Here is a 23,512-nt window from a genome sequence, read left to right as displayed (position 1 = left end):
CCTATTCGTAATCGTCGTAGTGGCGCACGTCGGGACTGCTGAATTTGGTGAACTCGCTGTGGAACAGCAGCGGGACGTTGCCGGTCGAGCCGTGACGCTGCTTGGAAACGATCAGCGTGGCCTTGTTGACCAGTTCGAGATGGCGCGCTTCCCATTCGGCATATTTCATCCGCACTTCTTCCGACGAGGTTTCGTCGGGCGTGTCGGGCTTGAGCGCGTTGTGGTAATATTCGGCGCGGAAGATGAACCACACCATGTCGGCGTCCTGCTCGATCGAGCCCGATTCGCGCAAATCGGACAGCTGCGGGCGCTTGTCCTCGCGCTGTTCGACCTGACGGCTGAGCTGCGACAGCGCTACGACCGGGACATGCAGTTCCTTGGCCAGCGTCTTGAGGCCCCGGCTGATCTCCGAGATTTCGTTCACACGGTTGTCGCTGGCGCGCCCCGAACCCTGCAGCAATTGCAGATAGTCGACGATGACGAGCCCGATATTGTGCCGCCGCTTGAGCCGCCGCGCGCGGGTGCGCAGCGCGCCGATGGTCAGTGCGGGGGTGTCGTCGATATACAGCGGGAGATCGGTCAGTTCCTGACTGGCGAAGCTGAGGCGCTGGAATTCCTCGCGGCTGAGCTTACCCGAACGCAGCTTCTCGCTCGAGATTTCGGCCTGTTCCGCGAGGATACGCGTGGCTAGCTGGTCGGCGCTCATTTCGAGGCTGAAGAAGGCGACACCCGCGCCCGGCGACTTGTCGGGCTCGATGCCCGCTTTCTGATCGTCCATCAGCCGGCGCGCGGCGTTGAAGGCGATATTGGTGGCGAGCGAGGTCTTGCCCATCGCCGGACGGCCGGCGAGGATCACGAGGTCCGAATTGTGCAGGCCGCTGGTCTTGTCGTTGATCGTGTCGAGACCGGTGGTCTTGCCCGAAAACCGCCCGCCCGAATTCATCGCTGCCTGGACGACTTCCAGCGCGCCGAAGGCAGCCTTGCGGAAGGTCTGCGCTTCATTGCCCGAACTGGCACCTTCGGCCACGCGGTAGAGATCGGCTTCGGCCTGCTCGATCTTACGCAGCGGCTCGACCTCGTCCGAGGTGTCGAGCGCGCCTTCGACGAGATTGCGCCCGACGCTGACCAGTTCGCGCAGCAGCGCAAGGTCGTAGATCTGTTCGGCCAGCTGGCGCGGGTGAAGCAGGCCCTGCCCGTCGGCGGTGAGCTGCGCGAGATAGGTCACCCCGCCCAATTGCTTGAGCGCTTCGTCGGCTTCGAAATAGGGCCGCAGCGTGACCGGCGTGGCCACCGAATTGCGATCGAGCAGCCGCAGCACGCGTTCGTAGATGCGCTGGTGCACCGGCTCGTGGAAATGCTCCGCCATCAGCGGCGTGGTCAGTTCCTCGATCACCTTGTTGTCGATCAGCACCGCGCCGAGGAACGCGGCTTCGGCTTCGAGGTTGGCGGGCAGGACGGGGCCCTTCGCCGGTTTCGTGGAAGTCGAATCGTCGGCGGGGACAAGAAGGTCGGTATCGGGCATCGCGCCCTGATGCGCTTCGCCGTGCATGGATGACAAGGAATTTGGGCAGCTAAATTTTTCGTACGGGTTGTGGATAGTGGGGACACATCGCCAAGCCCTTGCCGCACCCTGCCTATCTCTGCGAAAGCAGCACCCAGCCATGACCGATTCCGCAACCTCCCCGGGCGACCATCGCATCGCGCATATCGAGCTCGACGAGGAGACGATCATCTGGCGCAATGCCGATATCGAGCAGGAACGGCGGATCGCGATCTTCGACCTGATCGAGGAAAATACCTTCAAGCCGCTGCGCGCGGCCGAACGCGGCGCCGATGGGCCCTACCGCCTCAAGCTCGCCGTGCGCGACGGGCGATTACTGATGGAAATCGCCGACGAACAGCAGCAATTGCTCGAGGAATTGCTGCTCGGCCTGGCGCGTTTCCGCCGCCTGATCCGCGAATATTTCGCGATCTGCGACAGCTATTACCAGGCCATCCGCAAGGCCACCCCGTCGGAGATCGAGACCATCGACATGGCCCGCCGCGGCGTCCACAATCAGGCCGCCGAACTGCTCATGGAGCGGCTCGAGGGGAAGATCGAGACCGATTTCGCCACCGCCCGCCGCCTGTTCACGCTGATCTGCGTGCTGCATATCAAGGGCTGAGGGGGAGCGCATGGCCAAACGCGGACGCAAACGGCGCACGGTTCGCCTTCCCCCGGTGCTGTCGCGCGCAGGCAAGACCGCCATGTTCCTGGTGCTCATCGCCCTGATCGGGGCGGCCTATGCCTGGCACGAAGGACGCGACTGGCGGCCGGACGAGGAGCTTTGGCCCGACCAGGGCGCGCTGGTGAGTGCAGGCGATGGCGCGGTCGATTTCGACACGCTGGCCGGGCTCGGCGCCCAGTTCGTCTATCTCGAGGCCAGCGACGGGGCCGCGCGCAAGGACGCCGGTTTCGGGCCGAACTTCGCCCGTGCGCGCAATGCCGGTCTGCAGGTCGGTGCGGCGCATCGCTTCGATCCCTGCGCCGTGGCCGATGGACAATCGGGCAATTTCGTCACCATGGTCCCGCGCGATGCCGAGCTGCTGCCGCCGGCGATCCTGCTTGAGAAGACCGCGGGCGATTGCCCGACGCGGGTATCGGACGCCGCGGTGCAGAGCGAACTGACGACGCTGGTCAACCAGATCGAGGCGCATGCGGGCAAACCCGCCATCCTGGCCCCGGTCGAGGATTTCGAGGCGGCCTATGCCCCGTCGCGCCGCTTCGACCGGCAATTGTGGCTGACCCGCAGCTGGTTCGAACCCGAATATTCCACACGCCCCTGGCTGATGTGGACCGCCAATCGCTGGTACCAGACCGAAGCGGCGCAGGAGCCGTTACGCTGGGTCGTGGTCCGGCCCTGAGGATATCGTGATGACCGATGAAGAGCTGATCGCCGCCGCCCGTGCGGCTTCGCGCCATTCCTACTCGCCCTATTCGAACTTCGCGGTGGGCGCCGCCCTGCGCTTTGCCGACGGCAGCGTGGTGACCGGAACCAATATCGAGAATGCAAGCTACGGCCTCGCGCTGTGCGCCGAGGCGGTCGCGGTTTCGAAAGCGATGGCCGATGGCGTGCGCGGCGGGCTCGTAGCGGTGGCGGTGACCGGGCCGGGGGCCGATCCCATCACCCCCTGCGGGCGCTGCCGGCAAGTGCTCAACGAGCTCGCGCAGCTTGGTGGGACCGATCCCGAAGTGCTCTGCGTGGGGCCGGACAACGTCCGCAAGGTGCGCCTGTCCGACCTTTTGCCCGACGCTTTCGGACCCGCGAGCCTCGGATGATCGCGCGGCGTACCGCGCTGGGCCTGCTTGGCGGGCTGGCGGGTGCAGCCGTGGCGCCGGGCCGACTGGCAGCAGCGTCTCCGCGCAAGCCGCCGCGGCTGCGGCAGGGCGATACGGTGGGCCTCGTCGCCCCCGCGAGCGCCGTGACGCTACCCGATGAACTCGACCGCGCGATCCACTGGATCCGCGGCATGGGGCTGGTCCCCCAGCTTGGCACGCATGTTGCGGACCAGGAAGGCTATCTCGCGGGCAATGATGCGGACCGGGCGGCGGATATCGTGGCCATGTTTGCCGCGCCCGATGTCCGCGCGATCTTCGCGGTGCGCGGGGGCTGGGGCGGGGCACGCATCCTCCCGCTGCTCGACTGGGACACGATCCGCGCCAATCCCAAGCTGCTGATCGGCTACAGCGATACCAGCGCGCTGCATCTCGCGATCGCTGCACGTGCCGGGTTCCCGACGCTGCATGCCCCCAATGCCGCGAGCCGGTGGGAGGGGGAAAGCTGGGACAGTCTGTGGCGCATCGCCTTTGCCGGGGGAACGCCGGTGCTCGGCGGCGGGAGGATCGAGGAAGCGACCGGCCGGCCCGCACGCACCCTCGTTCCCGGCACCGCGCGCGGGCGGTTGCTGGGCGGGAATCTGACGATCCTCTCGACCTTGATGGGAACGGGCTGGCTTCCCGACTTCGATGGCGCGATCCTGTTTCTCGAGGACATCAATGAAGAGCCTTACCGCGTCGACCGCATGCTTCAGCAATTGCGGCTGGCCGGGGTATTCGAACGCGTGGTGGGCGTGGTCTTCGGCCAATGCACCCGCTGCACGGTGCGCGATCCCGACTATGTGGGGTTTACGCTCGACGATGTGCTCGACCGGCATCTGGGCGATCTGGGCAAGCCGGTGATCGCGGGCTTCAACACCGGCCATGTCCGCAACCAGCTGTGCCTGCCCGTCAATGTCCCTGTCGAACTGGACGCCGATTCGCGGACGCTCCGGATGCTCGAACCGGCTGTTGCCTGAAGCCACGCGATCTTGATCGCTTCCCCGGCGGTTTCGGGCTATCGGGGGAGGGTCAGGAGACACCCCCCATTATGAAATTCGTTGCCCTTGATTCGCGTGGCGGAAACTACCTCGTAGTTGCGTCCAATATCGCTTGGCTGCGTGCGGCCGAAAACGGCCAGACCACCGTCGGTATCGTCGGCGGCCAGCCGCTGCTGGTCACCGGCACGATGGACGAGGTGTCGCGCAAGATCCTCGACGACTGAAGCCCGCGCTCAGCTGTCCTGTGTTTCGATCAGCTCGAGCAATGAAGCGAGGCAGTCGCGTGCGAGCATCTTGCAGCGTTCCGGGCTCCAGCCCTGTTCGGGCTCGGGATTGGCCTTGTTGTCCTTATAGGGCATTTCCAGCGTCATCGCAGTCGCGCCGAAGCGTTCGGCGACCTGGTTGGTGCTCATCGACAGATTGGCCCGGCCCGGTGCCGACTTGGTATAGCCCAGTTCGGTCTGGAAATCGGGTGTGCGGCGGTCGAGGATCGCTTCGTAGCGATAGTAGCGTTCGCCCTGTTCGTCGGTCCAGCTGGGGATGCCTTCGAAACCGGCAAGGAAGCTGACGGGGATCGCCTCGTCGCCGTGGACGTCCATTGCGAAATCGACGCCAGTCTTGTCCATGTGGTTGCGGATCGCGAGGACTTCGGGTGATTTTTCCGCGGTCGGGTTTTCCCATTCGCGGTTGAGGTTCGATCCCGCGGCGTTGACGCGCAGATTGCCGCGCTTCGAGCCGTCGGGGTTGCAATTGGGCACCAGATGCAGGCGGCACCGCTTGCGCAATTCGCGGCCCACGCTGTCGGCGGGATCGGTCAGCACTTCGAGCGCGCCTTCCATCCACCATTCGGCCTGCGTTTCGCCCGGATGCTGGCGCGCATAGAGCCACACGTTGAAGCGGCCTTCGCCCATTTCGAGGCAATCGAGCGGTTGCCCGTCGAGCGTCGTGCCCAGATGGACATGGTCGACGCCTTCGGACGACGCTGCCTCGGCGATGAGATCGTGATGGCGCTCCATCGAATAGGGCGCGAAATAGGCGAACCAGGCGATATCGCTGGCGGGCGTATAACGGATCGTCAGCGTACCGCCGTCGGCATCCTTGTCATAGGACGAGGCTGCGCGGCCCCAGTAATCGCGATCCTCGGATACGCAGGCGTCGTAATCGGGCCAGCCGCCGGGGTAGGCGCTCTGTTCGAGGCCGCTGATCATCAGTACCAGCTCGCGTCCCGCAGCGCCTGCGACCCGGAAATGGAACCACTGTTTGAAATCGCTATTGGTGTCCTTCGGGATCGCCAGCTTCGCGCTGGCACCATCCACCGAAAGGACCTCGATATTGCCACTGTCGAAGGCAGAATCGATCCGGATATCGTTCACTCGGTAACCTCTACTTCTATCGTTTCGCCATTGTTGCCGGGGAACTCCCGGAACAGCGCTGAGGCGACCGTCTGGGCGTTCGCCTGGCCCCGCGCAAGGGGTGAATTCTCGGGCGGCTGGAAATCGGCGCGGCCTTCCCAGATGCTCTGCCCGGTGGCTTCGTCGCGTATGGTTACAGCAAGCTCGGTGCCGAAGCGATCCTTCGCCCCGCCGCCCAGGTTGATCCCGATCCCCACGCCGACGCCCGAGCCATAACTGCCGGTCGATCCACCGACGCCTACGCTGACCGGGCTGCGCTTTCCGCCGCTGCCGATTACGTATTGCGACAGCGATACCTGCGCGATCTGGCGTGCGCCGCTGCGGTCGCTTTCGCTATACCCCAGCCGGCGCAATTCCTCGGCGACGGCAGCCTTGTAGGGGGCCAGCGCGAGGCTGTCGCCGCCGGTGCCCGGCGCGGTTTCGACAAAGATGCTGCCCTGGCCCAATTGCGCGGCCTGCTCAGGCGCAACGAAACGGGTTACCTCGACCGGGCCGACCGGCGTGGTGCAGCCCGCGAGTGTCAGGGTGGCGGCGATGCCGAGGGCGAGGGGGAAGCGGTTCATCTCTGGCGATCCTTCTAACGTCGTAGCGGCCTGAATGCCTGCCCCTGCAACGCATGACGATGCAAATCCGCACCGGGGCGTTGGACCGCAGATCTAGAAAGTTGCCGTTACCATTTGGTATGCTACGTCCGCAGGCCATGAGCGAGACGACGAAAGTGCCCGTGCTGGTTACCGGCGGGGCGGGCTATATCGGTAGCCATGCGGTCCTTGCGCTGCGCGACGCAGGCTGGCCGGTGGCGGTGATCGACAATCTGTCGACCGGTTTCGCCTTTGCGGTGCCCGAAGACGTGCCGCTCTATGAAGGCGACATATCCGATACCATCCTGCTCGAGCAGATCTTCGCCGAGCAGGGGATCGAGGCGATCATGCATTTCGCCGGTTCGATCATCGTCCCCGAATCGGTCGAAGACCCGCTCTCCTATTACGACAACAATACGGTGAAGAGCCGGGCGCTGATCGAGGCTGCGGTCGAGGGCGGGGTGCAGCATTTCATCTTCAGCTCGACCGCGGCGACCTATGGCACGCCCGCAAGCTCTCCGGTTTCCGAAGACAGTCCGCGGCAGCCGATCAACCCCTATGGTTGGTCGAAGCTGATGACCGAACAGATGCTCGCCGATTCGAGCGCGGCCTATGGCTTCAACTTCTGCGCCCTGCGCTATTTCAACGTCGCGGGGGCCGACCCGCAGGCGCGCACCGGCCAGTCGACCGCCGGCGCGACGCATCTGATCAAGGTCGCCTGCGAAGCCGCCACCGGCAAGCGCGACAGCGTGGCGGTGTTCGGGACCGACTACGACACCCCCGACGGCACCGGCGTGCGCGACTATATCCATGTCAGCGATCTTGCGGCCGCGCATCTGCTGGCGCTCGAGGCGCTGATCGAGCAGCCCGAGCGCTCGCTCACGATGAATTGCGGCTATGGGCGCGGGTTCTCGGTGCTCGAAGTTCTCGACGCGGTCGACCGCGTGACCAACCAGACGATCGAGAGGCGGCTGGAAGCGCGCCGCGCGGGCGATCCGGCAGAGCTTGTCTCGGACCCCTCGCGCATCCGCGAAACGCTGCCGTGGCAGCCCAAACATGCCGATCTGTCGCAGATCATCACCCATGCGCTGCAATGGGAGCGCAAGCTGTCCGATCTGCGCGGCGAGTGACCCGCTTCCGGCTGGTCGCTCGAATATGTCGTTTCGTCGTTCTGCATTGCCGCGGGAATAGCGGCTCGTCTAAGGGGCGCGCTTGCATATGACCTTGCCCACCTTCCCCGATGGCACGCTCGACGGCGACCGGCACTTTTATGCCGTGCGTGTCTATTACGAAGACACCGATCTTTCGGGGATCACCTATCACGCCAATTACCTGCGCTGGTTCGAACGCGCGCGCAGCGATCTGCTGCGCCAGCTCGAGATCGACCAGCGTTCGGCGATCGAGGCCGGAGTGGGCGCCTATGCGGTGTCGGAGGTCAATCTGAAGTACCTTCGCCCCGCCAAGCTCGACGACGATGTGCTGATCGAAACCCGCTGCACCGAACTGCGCGCGGCGTCGTGCCGGATGCACCAGCTTGCGTTCAGGTTGGCGGGTCAAGAGCGCGAACTTCTGGCCGAGGCACAATTGCGCGTCGGCTTCGTTTCACCCGAAGGCCGGCCCAGGCGCCAGCCGGAGGAATGGCGCGCGGCCTTCGCGCGTTTTGCCGATCAAGGGAACCCATGAGCTCGCTTACTCTCCTCGCCGCTGCGGCACCGACCCGGCTCGATCCGATCCGCCTGTTCCTCGACGCCGATATCGTCGTCCAGCTGGTCATGGCGGGCCTGCTGCTGGCCAGCATCTGGGTGTGGATGATCATCGTCAGTTTCAGCCTGCGGATGCGCAAGCTGCGCAGCCGGACCATCGCTTATGAAGGCGAGTTCTGGGAAGCCGACAGCTTCGACCGGCTGACGTCCGAGCGCGGCAACAAGGACATTCCCGCCGCCCGCGTGGCGCAGGCGGCGGTGGCGGAATACCGCCGTTCGACCAAGAACCCGGTCCGCGATCCCGAGGCCCTGCGCGGACGCATTGCGACTGCCATGGACAGCCAGATCGCACTGGAAGCCGATGACATTGCCGAACGGCTGAACTTTCTCGCCACTGTCGGCTCGGTTGCGCCCTTTGTGGGGCTGTTCGGTACCGTCTGGGGCATCATGAACAGTTTCTTCCAGATCGGTGCGCAGGAAAGCTCCTCGCTCGCGGTGGTCGCACCCGGGATCTCCGAAGCGCTGTTCGCTACCGCCATCGGCCTGTTTGCCGCCATCCCGGCGGTGATCGCCTACAACCGCTTCAGCCACCGCGTCGATCGCTACGAAGCGCGCCTCCAGCGGTTTGCCGACAAGCTGAATGCGACTTTCAGCCGCCAGCTGGAAACGCGCTGATGGCGATGGGTCTGGCTTCTGCGCGGGGGACCCGGCGCGGGCGTGGCGGGCATCGCCGGCCGATGTCCGAAATCAACGTCACGCCCTTCGTCGATGTCATGCTGGTGCTACTGATCATCTTCATGGTCACCGCGCCGCTGCTGACCGCGGGTGTGCCGATCGATCTGCCCGACAGCCGCGCTGCGCAATTGTCCAACGAGCAGCAGCAGGTGACCATCAGCATCGACCAGGCGGGGTATGTCTATATCGATGACACCGAAGTCCCGCTCGGCGGCCTGCCGCAGGCGCTCGAAAGCCTGCCGCGCATGGGCGGTGACGGGCCGGATATCACGCTGCGTGCCGACCGTGCGCTCGATTATGGCCGGGTCATGGCGGTGATGGGCGAATTGAACCGCGCCGGGCTCAATCGTATCTCGCTGATCACCAACAGCGCCGCCCCGGCGGCGGTCAACAACCGTTCATCGGACGAATCGTAGCGGCGATCCATGGAGAGGACAGGCATCAGCGCAGAGGAGCGGACCGGACTGGCGGTCGCGGTCGTGCTGCACCTTGCGCTGTTCGCGATGCTGATGGTGCAGGGCCTGTTCCCCGCCCCCGTGATCGACCCGCCGCAGCGGATGACGGTGAGCCTCGCCGAGGACGTCGGGATGGAAGCCACTGCGCCCGATCCGGTCACCGAAAGCCGCGCTTCGACCGCGCCGACGCTCGACATCAATCCGGCGCCTGCGCCTGCGCAAGACCAGCCCGCATCGCCCCAGATTACACGGCCGACACCGCCGCAGGTCCAATCTCCCGTTCCCTCGCCCAATGCCCGTGCCGATACCAGTCCGCGGCGGCGCCCCGATCCGCCGCGCACGCAGAGCCCGGCGCAGCGTAGCGAAGCGCAGCCACAGCGCAGCCAGAACCAGCCGCAAAGCAGCCAGCGCAGTGGCGGTTCGCGCTTGAGCGACAATTTCCTCGAAGGTTCTGGAAGCAGCACGACGACCGATGAAACGCGCGTTCCCGCATCGCAGATCGGTGCCAGTGCCAAAGCATCGCTGTTCCAGGCCGTCGCCCGTCAATTGCGTCCGCATTGGCGCCCGGTAGACGGCGCGGATCGCGAGAAGCTGGTGTCGAGGATCCGCTTCCGGCTCAATCCGGATGGGACACTGGCCGGGGCGCCGAGCCTGCTTGGCCAGCGCGGCGAAACCGAAGCCAATCGCGCGCAGGCGCCGCGCCATGCGGAAAATGCTATCAGGGCGGTCCAACTCGCCGCCCCTTTCGACCTCCCGCCCGAATATTACGAGGCGTGGAAGACCGTAACCGTTGATTTCGACTGGAACCTGTCCCGATGAAGCAATCAGCCCTGTTCGTCCTATCGCTCCTGATCGCAGCGCCGCTCGCGGCGCAGAACCAGGACCTTGGCCAGCCGGTTCTCGAAGGCGGCGAGGTCGAGACCATCGACGAGGGCGAAGGCCTTTCGGGAACGGTCAGCTTCGATGGCAATCTCGACGATCTCGGGATCGCCATTCCCGGTTTTGCCACCGATCGCGACGTCGCGACACCGGCGAGTTCATCGGGCACTGCGGCGCTCGGCAAGGAATTGGCGCGCGTCATCACCGCCGATCTGCGCAACAACGGCCTGTTCAAGCCGACCGGTCCCGACGCATTGCCGCAGCCGAGCTTTGGCGAGATCACTGCGCCCAACTGGTCGACATGGTCGAACCGCGGCGCCGAAATGCTGGTCCATGGCTATGTCCGCGGGCGCAGCGACGATCGGCTGACGGTCGGCTGCTATCTCTACGACATGGCGCTGCAGCAGGAACTGGTCCGCGAAGGCTGGGTGGTCCCGCCAGCCGACTGGCGCCGCGCCGCGCACAAATGCGCCGATCTGATCTACGCACGCCTGACCGGCGAAAGCCCGTTCTTCGACAGCCGCATTGCCTATATCGCCGAAACCGGTCCCAAGGATAACCGCACCAAGCGGCTGGCGATCATGGATAGCGACGGGGCGAACCACCGCTTCATCACCACCGGCCGCTCGACCGCGCTGACACCGCGCTATTCGCCCGACTACAAGCAGCTCGTTTATCTCAGCTATGTCGACGGCAATCCGCGGATCTATGTCTATGACATCGGTACCGGTCGCCAGACGCTGGTGACGGAAAGCAGCAATCCCACTTTCGCGCCGCGTTGGAGCCCCGACGGTCGCTGGATCCTCTATTCGATGGCGGTCGGCGGCAATACCGACATCTACCGCGTTGCCGCGCGGGGCGGGGAAAGCCAGCGGCTGACCGATACGCCCGGGATCGACATCGGCGGCTCCTATTCGCCCGACGGCAGCCAGATTGTCTTCGAAAGCGACCGGTCGGGCAGCCAGCAGATCTACATCATGAATGCCGATGGCACCGGACAGCGCCGCCTGTCCTTCTTCGGCGGACGCGCGGCAACGCCCGAATGGAGCCCGCGCGGCGACCAGATCGCCTTCACGCACATCGCGGGCAATTTCAACGTCTCGGTGATGAGCCCCAATGGCCGCAACCTGCGCTCGCTGACCAATGGCTGGCAGGACGAGGCCCCGACGTGGGCACCCAACGGCCGCATCATCCAGTTCTTCCGCACCGAGCGAAACAGCGGTAAGACATCGCTGTGGCAGGTCGATCTGACCGGCGACAATCTGCGCCGCCTGCCTACGCCGGTCGATGCGTCGGACCCGGCCTGGGGACCGATCCTGCCGTAACTGCATTGAACTACAACAGGGACCGAATTCGGGGGGCAAAACCGATTTCACCACGCTGTTTAAAAGGGGACAGCCTATGAATACCCGTGTTGCTACCGGCCTGATGCTTGCATCGACCATCGCGCTTGCAGCCTGCCAGAAGAAGGCGCCTGAGGAACTGCCACCGCCGCCGACCGAAACGCCTGCCCCGGCCCCCGCGCCGAGCGGTCCGTCGGTCGGTTCGCAGCAGCATTTCGTCAATGCCGTCGGGCAGGAAAATACGGTCGTCTATTTCGATACCGACCGCTTCAATATTGACGCCGAAGACCAGACCAAGCTGCAGCGCCAGGCGCAGTATTTCAGCCAGTATGCGCAGGTGACCTTCACCATCGAAGGGCACTGCGACGAACGCGGGACGCGCGACTACAACCTCGCGCTGGGTGAACGCCGGGCCAATGCGGCGAAGAACTACCTCGTCTCGATCGGCATTCCGGCAAACCGTATCCGAACGGTGAGCTATGGCAAGGAACGCCCGGTTGCGCTGGGTTCGAACGAATCGGCGTGGGCGCAAAACCGCCGCGCGGCGACGATCACCATCAGCTGATCAAATGGAAAGGGCTCCCGGATCCGGGAGCCCTTTCAAGCCTGCGATGATCTGCGGGCGATGGCTATTGCGTAACGGTAAGGCTCACCAGCGGCGTCTGGGCGGCCATCTGGTCGGCAGTGTCCGCATGGAGCCCGCCCCGTCCTGCGATCAGCACGAAGACCGCCATCGACAGGATCGCGGCGGTTGCGGACAGGCACAGCTGTTTGCTCATGGTCGGTTTCATCGGTCGGCTTTCTAGGGCGAAAATATTAAGCATTGCTTGCAGTGCAACATTTCAATTTGAAACTGGTTCCTGAGCGCTTGCACCTTTCGCCTATCCTCCTAGATTGACGCCATGCTTACCCGAAAAATGATTGTCCCGACGCATGGCTAAGCCGCGCCGTTCCAACGACTGGGGCTTCCCACGCTGGCGGGGCTATGGCTCGTCGCGTGAGGCGACGACCGTGCGCCTGTGCGATCGCCATGGTTGCGAAGAGCCGGGGGCATGCCCCGCGCCCAAGGCCCCGAACAGTCCCGAACGCTGGATGTTCTGTCAGAAGCACGCGGCCGAATACAATCAGAAGTGGGACTATTTCGAAGGCCTCGACAAGGCCGAGAAGGAAGCCCGCACCACTGCTGAACGCAGCGAGAATGCGGGCTATGCCGAAGCCCAGCATTATGGCTGGAGCGGAAGCGGCGACGGATCGCGCAGCGCCGACGAAATGCGCGCGCTCGACGTGCTCGAACTTGAATCGGACGCGGAATTCGTCGCGATCAAGAAGGCCTGGCGCGACAAGGCGAAGACCGTCCATCCCGACGTCAAACCGGGCGACAAGGAAGCCGCGGCCGAATTCCAGAAGCTGCAGCTGGCCTATGAAGTGCTCAAGGCCGCTGAAGAACGCCGCGAGTGGAAGGGCTAGCCGCCAAGGCGGCTATTTCGATTTGGTATCGATCGCCGGAATTGGATTGTCGTTCCACCACGGGGCATCAGTAAACGGCCGGACATCCATTTCGTGGGTCCAGCAATTGCGCGGCTGGTGCGCGAGGTGCCAATAGGTTTCGGCAAGCGCGCCCGGATCGATCACCCCGTCTTCGCCTTTCGCCGCCTTGTATGCCTCGAACCTATCGCCGAGCAGCTTGCCCAGCGTATCGGGCGCATCGACCGACCCATCGACCACGACATGCGCGATATGCACACCCTGCGGGGCGAATTCGGCATTGAGCGTCTGGCACAGCATCCGGCGCCCGCCCATCGCTGCGGCGTGGCTGTGCTGTCCGGCATTGCCGCGTACGGCAGCGGTGGCCGAAGTGACGAGGATGGTGCCGCTGCCGCGCGCGACCATCAGCGGGGTCACCGCATGCGCCAGCCGGAACAGGCCGAAGCAGCCCAGCCGCCAGCCCAGTTCGAAGGTCCGATGCGGGGTGTCGCCAAGCGTGCGGTTCCCGATCTGCGCCCCAAGATTGTAGAGCACGGTGTGGATCGGCCCGATGTCGCGCTCGATGCGGTCGACCAGTTCCTCGATCGAGCCATCCGCCGCCGCGTCGAGCAAAGTGCCCGTGGCCTTGCCGCCGTCCTCCTCGATCGCGTGGACCAGCCTGGCCAGCCCCGCTTCGTCGGAACGCCGCGCCAGCACCGCGTGGTAGCCCCCGCGGGCGAAGCGCGCGGCCGCATGGCCGCCGATCCCCGCGCCCGCGCCGATTACCAAGAATATTTTGTCCGTCATGCCCGCCTCCCTACAGCCGGGCGACGATAGCCGCTGCCAGCTTGCGGCCCAAGCCCGGTCCCTGCTCGGGGTAGAGATATGGCTCGATCAGCTCCGCTTCCATCACCGCCAGTTCGCCTGCTGGCCGCCGCACCATGTCGATGCGCGCGTATAGCAGGTCGTCGAAGGGCAGCGCGGCCAAGATGGCCTCGGCCCTCGCGAGGTCCTGCGGGTCGGGCGCATAATCGCGCTCGTAACCGCCATAGAGCGACTGGATGCGATAGTCGCCTGCGCCCGCGCGCTTGAGCACGCCGTGGCTGAAAGCGCCGTCGATGAAAACGAAGGTGTACTCGCCTTCCGAGACAATGCCCGGCAGGAAGGGCTGGATCATGCAGGGGCGGCCCATCGTCCAACCGGGATCGGGCAGCGCGTCGCGGGCGAAGCTGTGCTGGCCCAATCCGCCCGCGCCGACCTGGCGTTTGACTACCACGCGATCAGTGGCGAATTCGGCAATCGCCGCAAGCACGTCGTCCGGGCCCGCATCGTCGAGCCAAAGCGTCGGCACGGTTGTTGCCCCGCGTTCGGCCAGTTCGCGCAGATAGCGCTTGTCCGCATTCCAGCGGACCACCTCGGGGGGATTGCAGACCGCGATGCCTTTCGCGGCAAGCCCCTGGAGCCGGGCGAGGAACGCCTCGGGATAGTCCTGATAATCCCACGCAGTGCCCAGCAGGACCAGCGCGATGTCGCCGAATGCATCCAGCGAAGCGCGCCAGTCGATCTCGACCAGCTCCAGTCCCGCCGCCTCGAACGCGGGCCGCAGCGCGGCGACCTCGAGATCGTGCTCGAACGCGTCTCCCCGGCGAGGACCCTCGCCGGGGAGCGTTTCGGGACAGGCGAGGAAGCCGATCCGGGTCAGACCGCCTCCAGCGCCCGCGTGAAGTCGGCGATCAGATCGTCGGCGTCTTCGATGCCGATGCTGATACGAACGAGGTTGTCCGAGATCCCCAGTTCCGCACGCCGGCCTTCCGCAACCGAGAGGTGCGTCATCGAAGCAGGGTGGCTCGCCAGCGTCTCGGTCCCGCCGAGGCTGACCGCCAGCTTGGCGATCTTGAGGCTGTCGAGGAAGCGGAAGCATTCGGCCTCGCCGCCCTTGAGCAGCAGCGAGAAGGTGCTGCCCGCACCCTTGCAGTGACGGTTGTAAATGTCCTGCTGGCGCGCATCCTTGATCATGCCGAGATAGCCGAGCCCTTCGACCTTGGAATGCCGGGCGAGGAAATCGCAGACCTTGGCGGCGTTCTCGCCCGCGCGGTTCATCCGCAGTTCGACCGTCTCGAGGCTGCGCATCAGCATCCAGGCGGTGTTCGGATCGCAGATACCTCCCATGGTGTTGCGCAGCATGCGCACCGGATCCATCCATTTCTTCGCCCCGGCAATGCTGCCCGCTACGAGGTCCGAATGGCCGCCGACATATTTGGTTAGCGAATAGACGACAATGTCGGCGCCCTGGTCGAGCGGGCGCTGCCACAGCGGGCCGAGGAAGGTGTTGTCGATCGCGATCGGGCAGTCGAGCTGCGCCGCATCGACCGAGGCGCGGACCGCTTCGATGTCGACCAGCGCATTGGTCGGGTTACCCGGGCTTTCGAGATAGACCATGCAGACCTTGCCGCCCTGTTCGTCGGCCTGCGCCTTCGCCTTTGTCAGCACCGCGTCGATCTCCTCGCGCGTGGCGCCGGCGGGGAAGTCGACATAGGTCACGCCGAACTTGGCGAGCACCTTGGCGACGAAGCCTTCGGATGCCGCGTAGAGCGGGCCCGAATGGACGATCACGTCGTTCTGGCTGGCATAGGCGAGCATCAGCACGCAGATCGCGGTCATCCCGCTGGAGAAGCTGAGCGCGTCTTCAGCGCCGTCCCACACCGAGAGGCGATCTTCGAGGATTTCCTGGTTGGGCGCGTTGAAGCGCGAATAGACCAGGCCGTCCGCGCCGCCTGGGCGCTTGCCGGTGATGCCTTCGAAATGGCGCTTGCCGTCGGCGGCGCTTGGGAAGGCGAAGGTCGAGGTGAGGAAGATCGGCGGCTTGAGGCTGCCTTCGGACAGCACCGGGTCGTAGCCATAGCCCATCATCAGCGTGCTGGGCTTGAGTTCGCGCCCGTCGATCTTGGTGACTTCGGGCTTGGGCGCCATACGCGGCGAGGTCGGGTCGATATCGTGGTCGCTCATCGGCGAACCTCCTTCCTGATCAACGCTCCCAGGAAGGCGGGAGCCAAGTCGGATGGGCCGGGGCACCCGTTCCTAACCTCCGCAGGAACGCTTCTCCACCGGCCGCCACTATTGCGCATTCCATATGGTGGACCGAAGTTGGTTTCAACTGCGACGATCCCCACAGGATGGAACGCATGGAACACGGTCCCGATGCAGAAACGCGCGGTCCGCCAATAAGTCATGGCAAGAGGCGCGGAAATGCGATGCACCGGGCATGCGGCGGGCTCTAGCGCGCAGGGGCCAGGGCAGGAAATTCTCGCACCCCCGCGCCGCGCGTCCTCGCGCTAGACCAGCGCCGCCATGCCCCACACCACGCCGACGACCATGAAAATCCCGACGATGTCGAGCAGCAGCCCGGCCTTGACCATGCGGTCGATGCGGATGTGCCCGGTCGACCAGGCGATCGCATTGGGGCCGGTGCCGGCGGGCAGCATGAACCCCCAGCTCGCCGCAAGCGCCGCGGGCATGGCAAGCAGGATCGGATCGACGCCCAGCGCGACCACCAGCGCGGCGATTACCGGGATGATCCCGGTGGCGGTGGCGACATTGCTGGCAAACTCGGTGATCAGCACCACCATGGCGACCACGGCAAGCGCGACGAATACGAGCGGAAAGGCCTCGAGCGGGAGCAGCGCATAGCCCAGCCAGTCGGCCAGCCCGCTTGCGCTCATGCCCGCCGCCAGTGCCAGCCCGCCGCCGAACATCATGATGACCCCCCACGGCGCGCGGTTGGCCTCTTCCCACACCAGCAGCGGCCGCCCGGTGCCATCGGGCAACAGGAACAGCGCCAGGCTGGCGATGATGGCGATGGTCCCATCGGTCCACGACCCTTCCGGCAGGTAGGGTCCCAGCACCAGCCGCGTCATCCAGGCGGCAAAGGTCAGCGCGACGACGATCATCAACCGCCGTTCGGCTGACCCCATCGGCTGTTCATTGGCCACCGCGGCGCGTGCTGCAGCGACATCGAAGGGATGCGCCGAGACGCGCTGGACCCGCGCGACGAGGAAAGCCGCGAGCGGGACGCCGAGCAGCACGATGGGGAAGCCGTAGAACGACCATTCGGCAAAGCTGATCTGTGTGCCGATCATCGTGTCCAGCAGCCCCACCGAAATAGCGTTGGTTGGCGATCCGACCAGCGTGCCGAGCCCGCCGATGCTGGCCGCAAACGCGATCCCCATGGGCAAGGCGCCCGCCAGCCCGTCGCGGTCCCCGGCCAGCACCCCGCCGCCCGCGAGGACGGCGACGGCCATGGGCATCATGATGAGGGTGGTGGAAGTGTTCGAAATCAGCATCGACAGGATCGCGGCGGCGATCATGAAGGCCAGCAGCAGGCCGGCCTGTCCGCCGCGCCCGCCAAGCAGGCTGAGGATCCCCAGCGCAAGCCGCCGATGCAGGCCGGTGCGCTCGATCGCCAGCGCAATGAACCCCCCGCCCAGCAGCAGGAACAGGATGTCGGAATAATAGGCGCTTGCGGTTTCCTTGGCACTCATCACCCCGGCAAAGGGCAGCACGATGAACGGCATCAGCGCGGTCGCGGTCAGCGGCAGCGCCTCGGTCATCCACCAGGCGGCCATCAGCACCACCAGCCCGGCGACGATAAAGGCCTCGCGCTCCATGCCCGCGGGTGTGGGCAGGAAAATGCTGGCCAGCAGCGCCGCAGCGCCCACCAGCAATCCGATATGTCTGGCCGCCATGTGCTGCGATCTCCCCCCTTGGCGCGAACTGCTAACAGCGGTGCGCGGACGGGGCAACGCGCCAGGCGCATGGATGCCCGATACGAAAAGGGCGGCCCCGAAGCGCCGCCCTTTCGCAATGCAGTGTGGCGTGCGCCTTACTTGGGCGCGAGCACCATAATCATCTGACGCCCTTCGAGGCGCGGGAAGGCTTCGACCTTGGCGATTTCCTCGACATCGTCGCGGACGCGGTTGAGGAGATCCATGCCGAGCTGCTGGTGCGCCATTTCGCGGCCGCGGAACCGCAGCGTGCACTTCACCTTGTCGCCGTTCTCGAGGAACTTGACGACATTGCGCATCTTCACCTCGTAATCGTGGGTGTCGATGTTCGGGCGCATCTTGACCTCTTTGATTTCCTGGGTCTTCTGCGTCTTGCGGGCGAGGTTGGCTTTTTTCTGCGCCTCGTAGCGGTGCTTGCCGACATCGAGGAACTTGCACACCGGCGGGTCCGCATTGGGGGACACTTCGACGAGGTTGAGACCAAGTTCATTGGCCTGCTCGACCGCTTCGCGGGTGAACATAACGCCGATGTTTTCGCCTTCGTGGTCGATCACGCGGACTTTCGGCACATTGATCATGTTATCGTAGCGCGGGCCGCTTTTCACGGGCATTTGCATGCTGCGCCGGGGTGGACGGGCTATGGGGCACTCTCCTTTGGTGGCCGTATTCGGAACTGGTTGCGGTATTCGGAAAGCCAGCATGTAGGCATTGTTCCGGGGATTCGGAAGTGTGTTATGCGAATGGGGCGCATATTTGCGCGCGAGCGTTGCGTTAGAGCGATACGCCCCAAGGCATTTCTGGCAGATCAAACAACCATGGACCGGTAAGGCGGGGCAGCGCCCAGTAGGCTGCCGAAAACCCAAATCCGAAAAATGGTATCCCCACGCAAATCATGGCGAAGCTTAGGCCCCAGCTCAGCTTTGAGAAGTGGAGCGCCGCGGCGCCCGTAAACACCGTGGCGAGGATGAAACCGCTCGGCCAGATTTGCGCCCAGCTGAATTTCTGACCGAATGCCTGCCCGACTATCGGTGCTACCCAGCAATACATGACCGCGATCAAAATAGCACCGTTCGCGAAGGCCGTAAGCCTATCGCCAACGGATTTTCCGGTTGCGAGGGCCAGCATGGGCGCGCTTAGCGCTAGCCAAATGACCACATGCCAGACCGTCAGGCTGGCAAAGGCATAGTTCAATGGGAGGAGCGCCATCAGGCAGCGCGGTTCCACAGGTTGAAGCGCGCCAGCTGGCCCCTGGCCGGGACCACCGCATCGATCCGCTGCGCTGGCTGGAGCGCCTTCAGGATCGCCGGATCGGCGGCATCCATCCCCCCGGTAAAGGCGCCGAAGGCGGGCAGGATCATGCGTCCGCCCGGCTTGCCGCCGGGGCCATCGTTCGCGCTGACCACCGCGCAGGGGCGACGGATATGGCGCTGGCGCACCTTGAGCTGGAGGCGGGGGTGGTAGTGGCCCGACAGTTCCGGGCGGATTTCGCCCGCCTTGGCGCGGTGGCGCAGGATCAGCCCGCCGAGCTCGAGTTCTTCCGCCAGCGTGCCGCCGCAGCGGGCTTCCATTTCGGGATCGTGATTGCCGGTGATCCACACCCAGTCGACCGTGCGGGTCAGCGCGTGGAGCATCCCCGCAGCATGCTCTTCAAGCCGGGTCGATCCGGCCGAATCGTGGAAATTGTCGCCCAGCGTGATGACCCGGCGCGCGCCCGTTTCGCGGATCGCCAGCGCCACGCGCTCCAGCGTTTCGCGGCTGTCATAGGGCGGGATCAACTGTCCGTGCCGCGCGAAGAAACTGCCTTTTTCCAGATGCAGGTCGGCCACCAGCAGCGCGCGTTCGCGCGGCCAGTACAGCGCGCGGCCTTCGGTGAGGAGCCATTCCTCGCCTGCGAACGAAAGGGGAACCATGGCTCGCTATTGCCGTAGCGAAGTGGGGATGGCAAGGCTTTTGCCATGACCGACTGGACCCAGCAGACCGAGACCGCCCGCACCTGGTTCGAAAGCCTGCGCGACCGCATCTGCGCCGAATTCGAAGCCATCGAGCGCGAAGCGGGCAGCGATGCCGGCTTCCAGTACGACAGCTGGAACCGCGAAGAGGAAGGCAATGCCGATCCTGGCGGCGGGACGCGCGGCTTGATGAAGGGCAAGGTGTTCGAAAAGGTCGGCGTGAACGTCTCGACCGTGCGCGGCAATTTCGCGAAGGAATTCGCCGCCACGATCAATGGCGCCAGCGCGGACAGCCCGGGTTTCACCGCCACCGGCATCAGCCTGGTCGCGCATATGGCCAATCCGCATGTGCCCGCCGTGCATATGAACACGCGGTTCCTGACCACCGGCAAGGCGTGGTTCGGCGGCGGGGCCGATCTCAATCCGCCGATCCCCTATGCCGAGGACACGGACGAATTCCACGCCTGTTTCCGCGCGGCCTGCGCGGCGCACAACCCGACCTATTACGAACGCTTCAAGAAGTGGGCCGACGACTATTTCTACATCCCCCACCGCGGCGTGCACCGCGGGGTGGGCGGGATCTTCTACGACCACCTCGAATGCGAGGGTCCCGCTGTCGACGAAGGGGCCGCGTTCGACCGCAATCTCGCTTTCACCAAGGACGTGGGCGAGGCTTTTCTCGATATCTTCCCGCGGCTGGTGCGCCGCCGGATGGACAACGCGTTTACGGCACAGGACAAGCAAACCCAGCTCGAATGGCGCGGGCGCTATGCCGAGTTCAACCTCGTCTACGACCGTGGCACGCTGTTCGGCCTCAAGACCGGCGGCAATATCGACGCGATCTTGATGAGCCTGCCGCCCGAGGCGGTCTGGAGCTGATCACTCCTCCGGTGCGTAGACCCGGACCCAGTCGACCAGCATCTCGACCTCGCCCCGCTCGACCGCGTCGACGGTTTCCTGCGGGATGCCGACATAGGGCTTCTGGATGCCATTGGTCTTGACCGGATACGCACCGCCCATCGCGAAGTTGAGGATCAGATATTTGGCATTGTCGAACCGCCAATCGCCGTAATGTTCAACCATTGGCCGGGTGGCCCGATACAGCACATGCCCGTCGACCATGAAATCGACCTGGCGGTCGGTCCATTCGACCGAATAGGTGTGCCAGCCCGTCACATCGAGCCCTTCGGGGAAGAAGAACTTGTTCACGATCGGGGTCTCGCCCGAATAGCCCGGGCCGTGCAGCGCGACCCCGATCCAGTCCTTCTCGCCGACATATTCCATGATGTCGATTTCGCCCGTCTCGGGCCATTGGCCGTTGCCGAGCAGCCAGAAGGCGGGCCACACGCCGACATTGTCCGGCAGTTTGATGCGCGCTTCGGCGCGGCCATGGGTGAAGTCGAACTTGCCCTGGCTTTCGATCCGGCCCGACACGAAGGGCGCGTCACGGTCCTTGTTGGGATCAGTGCCCGGCGTGAACACAGGGCACAGCACCAGCACGCCGCCATCGGCGCCCGCTACACCATCGCGAAAGGCGATGGTCGAAGGGTCGTCGATATAGGCCTGTTGCTCGTTGTTCACCCAGAAGTCGGTCCCGATCACGATCCATTTGTCGCGGTCGAGCGTGCCGGTATCGAATTCGTCGGCGAACAGCAGCTCGCGCTCGGGCGTCATGGCCTGCGCCAGTGCCTCCCCGGTGTCGGTGGCCTGTGCCGGGACGGCGCAGCTCAGCGCAAGCGCGCAGCCGAGGCTGAGCATCGAAAAGCGGTTCATAGGATCCTCCCCGAATCGTTGATAACGTTACCATTGCGCATTGGAGCGCGTTTCGGAAGTCCGTGGATAGGTATTCGCTCTGCGGGCTGGAAAGGTGTGGCGGGATCGTTGATATAGCGCGGCGAATTTCCGATCTGTCGCCGTTCCGGTGCGCCCATCATGCAAGAGAGAACCCAATGCGCAGCCATGTCTTCAGCCTCGCCATCCTGCTTGCCACGACCGCCTGCGCGGGTGTGCCGGGCGAACCGGTCGTATCGACCGCGCCTCCCGCAGCGATGGTCGCGCCGATCCTCACCTCGCCCGAGGCGGTAGATACGCTGACCCATGCGCAGCCGCAGGTCGCGCGGGTGACGCATGTCGCGCTCGATCTCGACCTCGATTTCGACGCCAGGCGCGTCGGCGGGACAGCGGAACTGACCGTGCTGGCCGCGCCGGGGGCTGAGGAGATCGTGCTCGACACCAACGGGCTGGAGATCGCGCAGGTCACCGACGGGCAGGGCCGCGCGCTGTCCCATACGGTAGGCGAAACGGTGGCCGAAGGCGGCAAGGGCGCGCCGCTGACGATCCGCCTCGACGGCGCGGAGACGCTGCGCATCGCCTATCGCGCGCGCGCCGATGCCAGCGCGCTGCAATGGCTCAGCCCCGAACAGACCAAGGGCGGGGTGCATCCCTTCCTATTCAGCCAAGGACAGGCGATACTCAATCGCAGCTGGATCCCGACGCAGGACAGCCCCGGCATCCGGCAGACATGGGAAGCGCGCATCACCGCGCCCGAGCCGCTCGACGTGGTGATGAGCGGCGTGCGCCAGGGTGAACCCGAGGACCTCGGCAACGGCCGCCGTGCCTTTACCTTCGTGATGGACAAGCCGGTGCCGCCTTATCTCATCGCGATCGCGGCGGGCGATATCGATTTCCGCGCGATCGGTCCGCGCACCGGCGTCTGGGCCGAACCCGCCACGCTCGACCGGGCATGGCGCGAAGTGAACGACACCGAGGAAATGGTCGTCGCGGCGGAGGAACTCTACGGCGAATACCGCTGGGGCCGCTACGACATGATCGTGCTGCCGCCCGCCTTCCCCTATGGCGGGATGGAAAACCCGGTGATGAGCTTCCTCACCCCGACCTTCATCGCGGGCGACCGATCGAACAACGGGCTCGTCGCGCATGAACTGGCACATAGCTGGTCGGGCAATCTCGTCACCAATGCGGTGTGGGGTGACAGCTGGCTCAACGAGGGCGTGACCACCTATTTCGAGAACCGCATCGTCGAGGCGGTCTATGGCAAGCAGCGCGCCGAGCAGGAAGCCGCGCTGATGTTCGCCAATATCGAGGAAACGCTGGCCGAGGTCGGCGAGGATGCCCCCGGTACCGCGCTGAGCACCGATGGTGGCTACCAGCTCGGCAGCGCGATTGCCTATGACAAGGGCGCGTTCTTCCTGCGCACGGTCGAAAGCGTGGTCGGCCGCGAGCGTTTCGACGCCTGGCTGCGCCAGTGGTTCGACAACCATGCCTTCCAGCCCGCCACCAGCGAGCTGTTCCTCGCGGATATGATGGAAAACCTGGTGCGGGGCGACGCCGAGGCCGACCGGCTGCAACTCCGCGAATGGATCTTCGAGCCGGGCCTGCCCGCGAATGTGGCCAAGCCCGACCCGGCGGCATTCGCTGCGGTCGATGCCGCGGTGTCGGCCTATGCCGCCGAGGGCACGATCCCGGCGGGCTATGCGCAGTGGAGCAGCGCCGAGCGCCAGCGTTTCCTCGACAATATCCCCAAGCAGCGTACTGCCGGGCAACTCGCCGCGCTCGAGGGCGCGCTGGGCCTGTCGGGCACGGGCAATAACGAGGAGCTGTTCCTGTGGCTCGAACTGGCGCTCGCCAACCGCTACGAACCCGCGGTGCCGCAGGCGGAGGAATTCCTCGCCGAGGTCGGCCGCGCGAAATTCGTGCGCCCGCTGTTCCAGGTGCTGTGGGACCAGGGCGAATGGGGCCGGCCGATCGCGCAGCGCATCTATGCCGAGACCCGCGGCAGCTACCACGCGGTAACGCGCGGCGGGGTCGACCGCATTCTCGGGACCGAGGGCTAG

27 protein-coding genes are annotated in these 23,512 nt (G+C 65.1%); 15 read left to right on the top strand and 12 right to left on the bottom strand.

Features of this window, described 5'->3' with window-relative positions; genetic code table 11:
- Position 1: 1 nt before the first annotated feature.
- The gene (locus J2S32_RS07865) at positions 2–1,522 is read right to left on the bottom strand and encodes a replicative DNA helicase (RefSeq protein ID WP_253519943.1); all 1,521 of its coding nucleotides are present in this window, start codon (positions 1,520–1,522) and stop codon (positions 2–4) included.
- A gap of 139 nt (positions 1,523–1,661) precedes the next feature.
- On the opposite strand from J2S32_RS07865, the gene J2S32_RS07860 reads away from it, so the two are divergent.
- The 5 genes from J2S32_RS07860 to J2S32_RS07840 all read left to right on the top strand — a co-directional run bounded on the left by J2S32_RS07860 (position 1,662) and on the right by J2S32_RS07840 (position 4,580).
- On the top strand, positions 1,662–2,165 hold the full coding sequence (locus tag J2S32_RS07860) for a UPF0262 family protein (protein WP_253519940.1): 504 nt from the start codon (positions 1,662–1,664) through the stop codon (positions 2,163–2,165).
- 10 nt (positions 2,166–2,175) lie between these two features.
- Positions 2,176–2,904, top strand: coding sequence for a glycoside hydrolase family 25 protein (locus tag J2S32_RS07855; protein ID WP_253519937.1), 729 nt, complete (start codon positions 2,176–2,178; stop codon positions 2,902–2,904).
- 10 nt (positions 2,905–2,914) lie between these two features.
- A complete protein-coding gene (locus J2S32_RS07850) occupies positions 2,915–3,319 on the top strand; it encodes a cytidine deaminase (protein WP_253519934.1) in 405 nt (134 codons plus the stop codon).
- Positions 3,316–4,335 (top strand): S66 peptidase family protein, encoded by a 1,020-nt coding sequence (locus J2S32_RS07845; RefSeq protein WP_253519930.1) that lies wholly within the window; start codon positions 3,316–3,318, stop codon positions 4,333–4,335. Before J2S32_RS07850 ends, J2S32_RS07845 begins: the two co-directional genes overlap by 4 nt.
- Before the next feature lie 71 nt (positions 4,336–4,406).
- Positions 4,407–4,580, top strand: coding sequence for a hypothetical protein (locus J2S32_RS07840; RefSeq protein WP_253519927.1), 174 nt, complete (start codon positions 4,407–4,409; stop codon positions 4,578–4,580).
- 9 nt (positions 4,581–4,589) lie between these two features.
- Here J2S32_RS07840 and J2S32_RS07835 read toward each other — a convergent pair whose 3' ends face one another.
- Together J2S32_RS07835 and J2S32_RS07830 are read right to left on the bottom strand one after the other, a co-directional pair.
- Positions 4,590–5,729, bottom strand: coding sequence for a M14 family metallopeptidase (locus J2S32_RS07835; protein ID WP_253519924.1), 1,140 nt, complete (start codon positions 5,727–5,729; stop codon positions 4,590–4,592).
- The gene (locus J2S32_RS07830) at positions 5,726–6,331 is read right to left on the bottom strand and encodes a DUF4136 domain-containing protein (protein ID WP_253519920.1); all 606 of its coding nucleotides are present in this window, start codon (positions 6,329–6,331) and stop codon (positions 5,726–5,728) included. The genes J2S32_RS07835 and J2S32_RS07830 overlap by 4 nt, the downstream gene beginning before the upstream one ends.
- A gap of 137 nt (positions 6,332–6,468) precedes the next feature.
- Between J2S32_RS07830 and galE the strand changes: the two genes are divergently transcribed.
- The 7 genes from galE to pal all read left to right on the top strand — a co-directional run bounded on the left by galE (position 6,469) and on the right by pal (position 12,029).
- Complete coding sequence (galE, locus tag J2S32_RS07825) at positions 6,469–7,479, top strand: UDP-glucose 4-epimerase GalE (protein WP_253519917.1); 1,011 nt, start codon at positions 6,469–6,471, stop codon at positions 7,477–7,479.
- A gap of 88 nt (positions 7,480–7,567) precedes the next feature.
- Positions 7,568–8,032, top strand: a complete 465-nt coding sequence (locus J2S32_RS07820) for a YbgC/FadM family acyl-CoA thioesterase (RefSeq protein WP_253519914.1) — start codon at positions 7,568–7,570, stop codon at positions 8,030–8,032.
- Positions 8,029–8,727, top strand: a complete 699-nt coding sequence (gene tolQ, locus J2S32_RS07815; RefSeq protein ID WP_253519911.1) for a protein TolQ — start codon at positions 8,029–8,031, stop codon at positions 8,725–8,727. Before J2S32_RS07820 ends, tolQ begins: the two co-directional genes overlap by 4 nt.
- Positions 8,727–9,203 carry an ExbD/TolR family protein gene (locus tag J2S32_RS07810; RefSeq protein ID WP_253519908.1) on the top strand — a complete coding sequence of 159 codons (477 nt, stop codon included), beginning with the start codon at positions 8,727–8,729 and terminating at the stop codon, positions 9,201–9,203. The genes tolQ and J2S32_RS07810 overlap by 1 nt, the downstream gene beginning before the upstream one ends.
- Before the next feature lie 9 nt (positions 9,204–9,212).
- On the top strand, positions 9,213–10,061 hold the full coding sequence (locus tag J2S32_RS07805) for an energy transducer TonB (protein WP_253519905.1): 849 nt from the start codon (positions 9,213–9,215) through the stop codon (positions 10,059–10,061).
- Entirely contained in the window at positions 10,058–11,446 is a 1,389-nt protein-coding gene (gene tolB, locus J2S32_RS07800) for a Tol-Pal system beta propeller repeat protein TolB (protein ID WP_253519902.1), read from the top strand. Before J2S32_RS07805 ends, tolB begins: the two co-directional genes overlap by 4 nt.
- Before the next feature lie 76 nt (positions 11,447–11,522).
- Positions 11,523–12,029 carry a peptidoglycan-associated lipoprotein Pal gene (gene pal / locus J2S32_RS07795; protein WP_253519897.1) on the top strand — a complete coding sequence of 169 codons (507 nt, stop codon included), beginning with the start codon at positions 11,523–11,525 and terminating at the stop codon, positions 12,027–12,029.
- A gap of 64 nt (positions 12,030–12,093) precedes the next feature.
- On the opposite strand, the gene J2S32_RS07790 is transcribed toward pal, so the two are convergent.
- Positions 12,094–12,243, bottom strand: coding sequence for a hypothetical protein (locus J2S32_RS07790; RefSeq protein WP_253519894.1), 150 nt, complete (start codon positions 12,241–12,243; stop codon positions 12,094–12,096).
- Positions 12,244–12,397: 154 nt separating this feature from the next.
- On the opposite strand from J2S32_RS07790, the gene J2S32_RS07785 reads away from it, so the two are divergent.
- Complete coding sequence (locus J2S32_RS07785) at positions 12,398–12,931, top strand: J domain-containing protein (protein ID WP_253519891.1); 534 nt, start codon at positions 12,398–12,400, stop codon at positions 12,929–12,931.
- A 12-nt stretch (positions 12,932–12,943) separates the two neighbouring features.
- Here J2S32_RS07785 and J2S32_RS07780 read toward each other — a convergent pair whose 3' ends face one another.
- From J2S32_RS07780 to pdeM, 7 genes are all read right to left on the bottom strand, one after another.
- Positions 12,944–13,735: an SDR family NAD(P)-dependent oxidoreductase gene (locus tag J2S32_RS07780; RefSeq protein ID WP_253519888.1), complete on the bottom strand. Its 792-nt coding sequence runs from the start codon at positions 13,733–13,735 to the stop codon at positions 12,944–12,946.
- Between the two features lie 10 nt (positions 13,736–13,745).
- Positions 13,746–14,342 (bottom strand): ATP-grasp domain-containing protein, encoded by a 597-nt coding sequence (locus J2S32_RS07775; protein WP_253519885.1) that lies wholly within the window; start codon positions 14,340–14,342, stop codon positions 13,746–13,748.
- 284 nt (positions 14,343–14,626) lie between these two features.
- On the bottom strand, positions 14,627–15,934 hold the full coding sequence (locus J2S32_RS07770) for a cystathionine gamma-synthase family protein (protein ID WP_253519880.1): 1,308 nt from the start codon (positions 15,932–15,934) through the stop codon (positions 14,627–14,629).
- A 326-nt stretch (positions 15,935–16,260) separates the two neighbouring features.
- On the bottom strand, positions 16,261–17,670 hold the full coding sequence (locus J2S32_RS07765; protein WP_253519875.1) for an SLC13 family permease: 1,410 nt from the start codon (positions 17,668–17,670) through the stop codon (positions 16,261–16,263).
- 137 nt (positions 17,671–17,807) lie between these two features.
- Positions 17,808–18,326: a translation initiation factor IF-3 gene (gene infC / locus J2S32_RS07760; protein WP_082835772.1), complete on the bottom strand. Its 519-nt coding sequence runs from the start codon at positions 18,324–18,326 to the stop codon at positions 17,808–17,810.
- A gap of 154 nt (positions 18,327–18,480) precedes the next feature.
- Positions 18,481–18,915: a hypothetical protein gene (locus J2S32_RS07755; protein WP_253519871.1), complete on the bottom strand. Its 435-nt coding sequence runs from the start codon at positions 18,913–18,915 to the stop codon at positions 18,481–18,483.
- Entirely contained in the window at positions 18,915–19,619 is a 705-nt protein-coding gene (gene pdeM / locus J2S32_RS07750; RefSeq protein ID WP_253519868.1) for a ligase-associated DNA damage response endonuclease PdeM, read from the bottom strand. The genes J2S32_RS07755 and pdeM overlap by 1 nt, the downstream gene beginning before the upstream one ends.
- Before the next feature lie 45 nt (positions 19,620–19,664).
- On the opposite strand from pdeM, the gene hemF reads away from it, so the two are divergent.
- Positions 19,665–20,537, top strand: coding sequence for an oxygen-dependent coproporphyrinogen oxidase (gene hemF / locus J2S32_RS07745; RefSeq protein WP_253519864.1), 873 nt, complete (start codon positions 19,665–19,667; stop codon positions 20,535–20,537).
- On the opposite strand, the gene J2S32_RS07740 is transcribed toward hemF, so the two are convergent.
- Positions 20,538–21,431 (bottom strand): glycoside hydrolase family 16 protein, encoded by an 894-nt coding sequence (locus J2S32_RS07740; protein ID WP_253519861.1) that lies wholly within the window; start codon positions 21,429–21,431, stop codon positions 20,538–20,540.
- A gap of 176 nt (positions 21,432–21,607) precedes the next feature.
- Between J2S32_RS07740 and J2S32_RS07735 the strand changes: the two genes are divergently transcribed.
- Positions 21,608–23,512 carry a M1 family metallopeptidase gene (locus J2S32_RS07735; protein WP_253519858.1) on the top strand — a complete coding sequence of 635 codons (1,905 nt, stop codon included), beginning with the start codon at positions 21,608–21,610 and terminating at the stop codon, positions 23,510–23,512.

The sequence above is a fragment of the Qipengyuania citrea genome, assembly GCF_024171405.1.
GTDB classification, from domain to species: Bacteria; Pseudomonadota; Alphaproteobacteria; order Sphingomonadales; family Sphingomonadaceae; genus Qipengyuania; species Qipengyuania profunda.
Note: the sequence above shows the minus strand (reverse complement) of the source record. Positions and strands in the feature narration are given on the sequence as shown.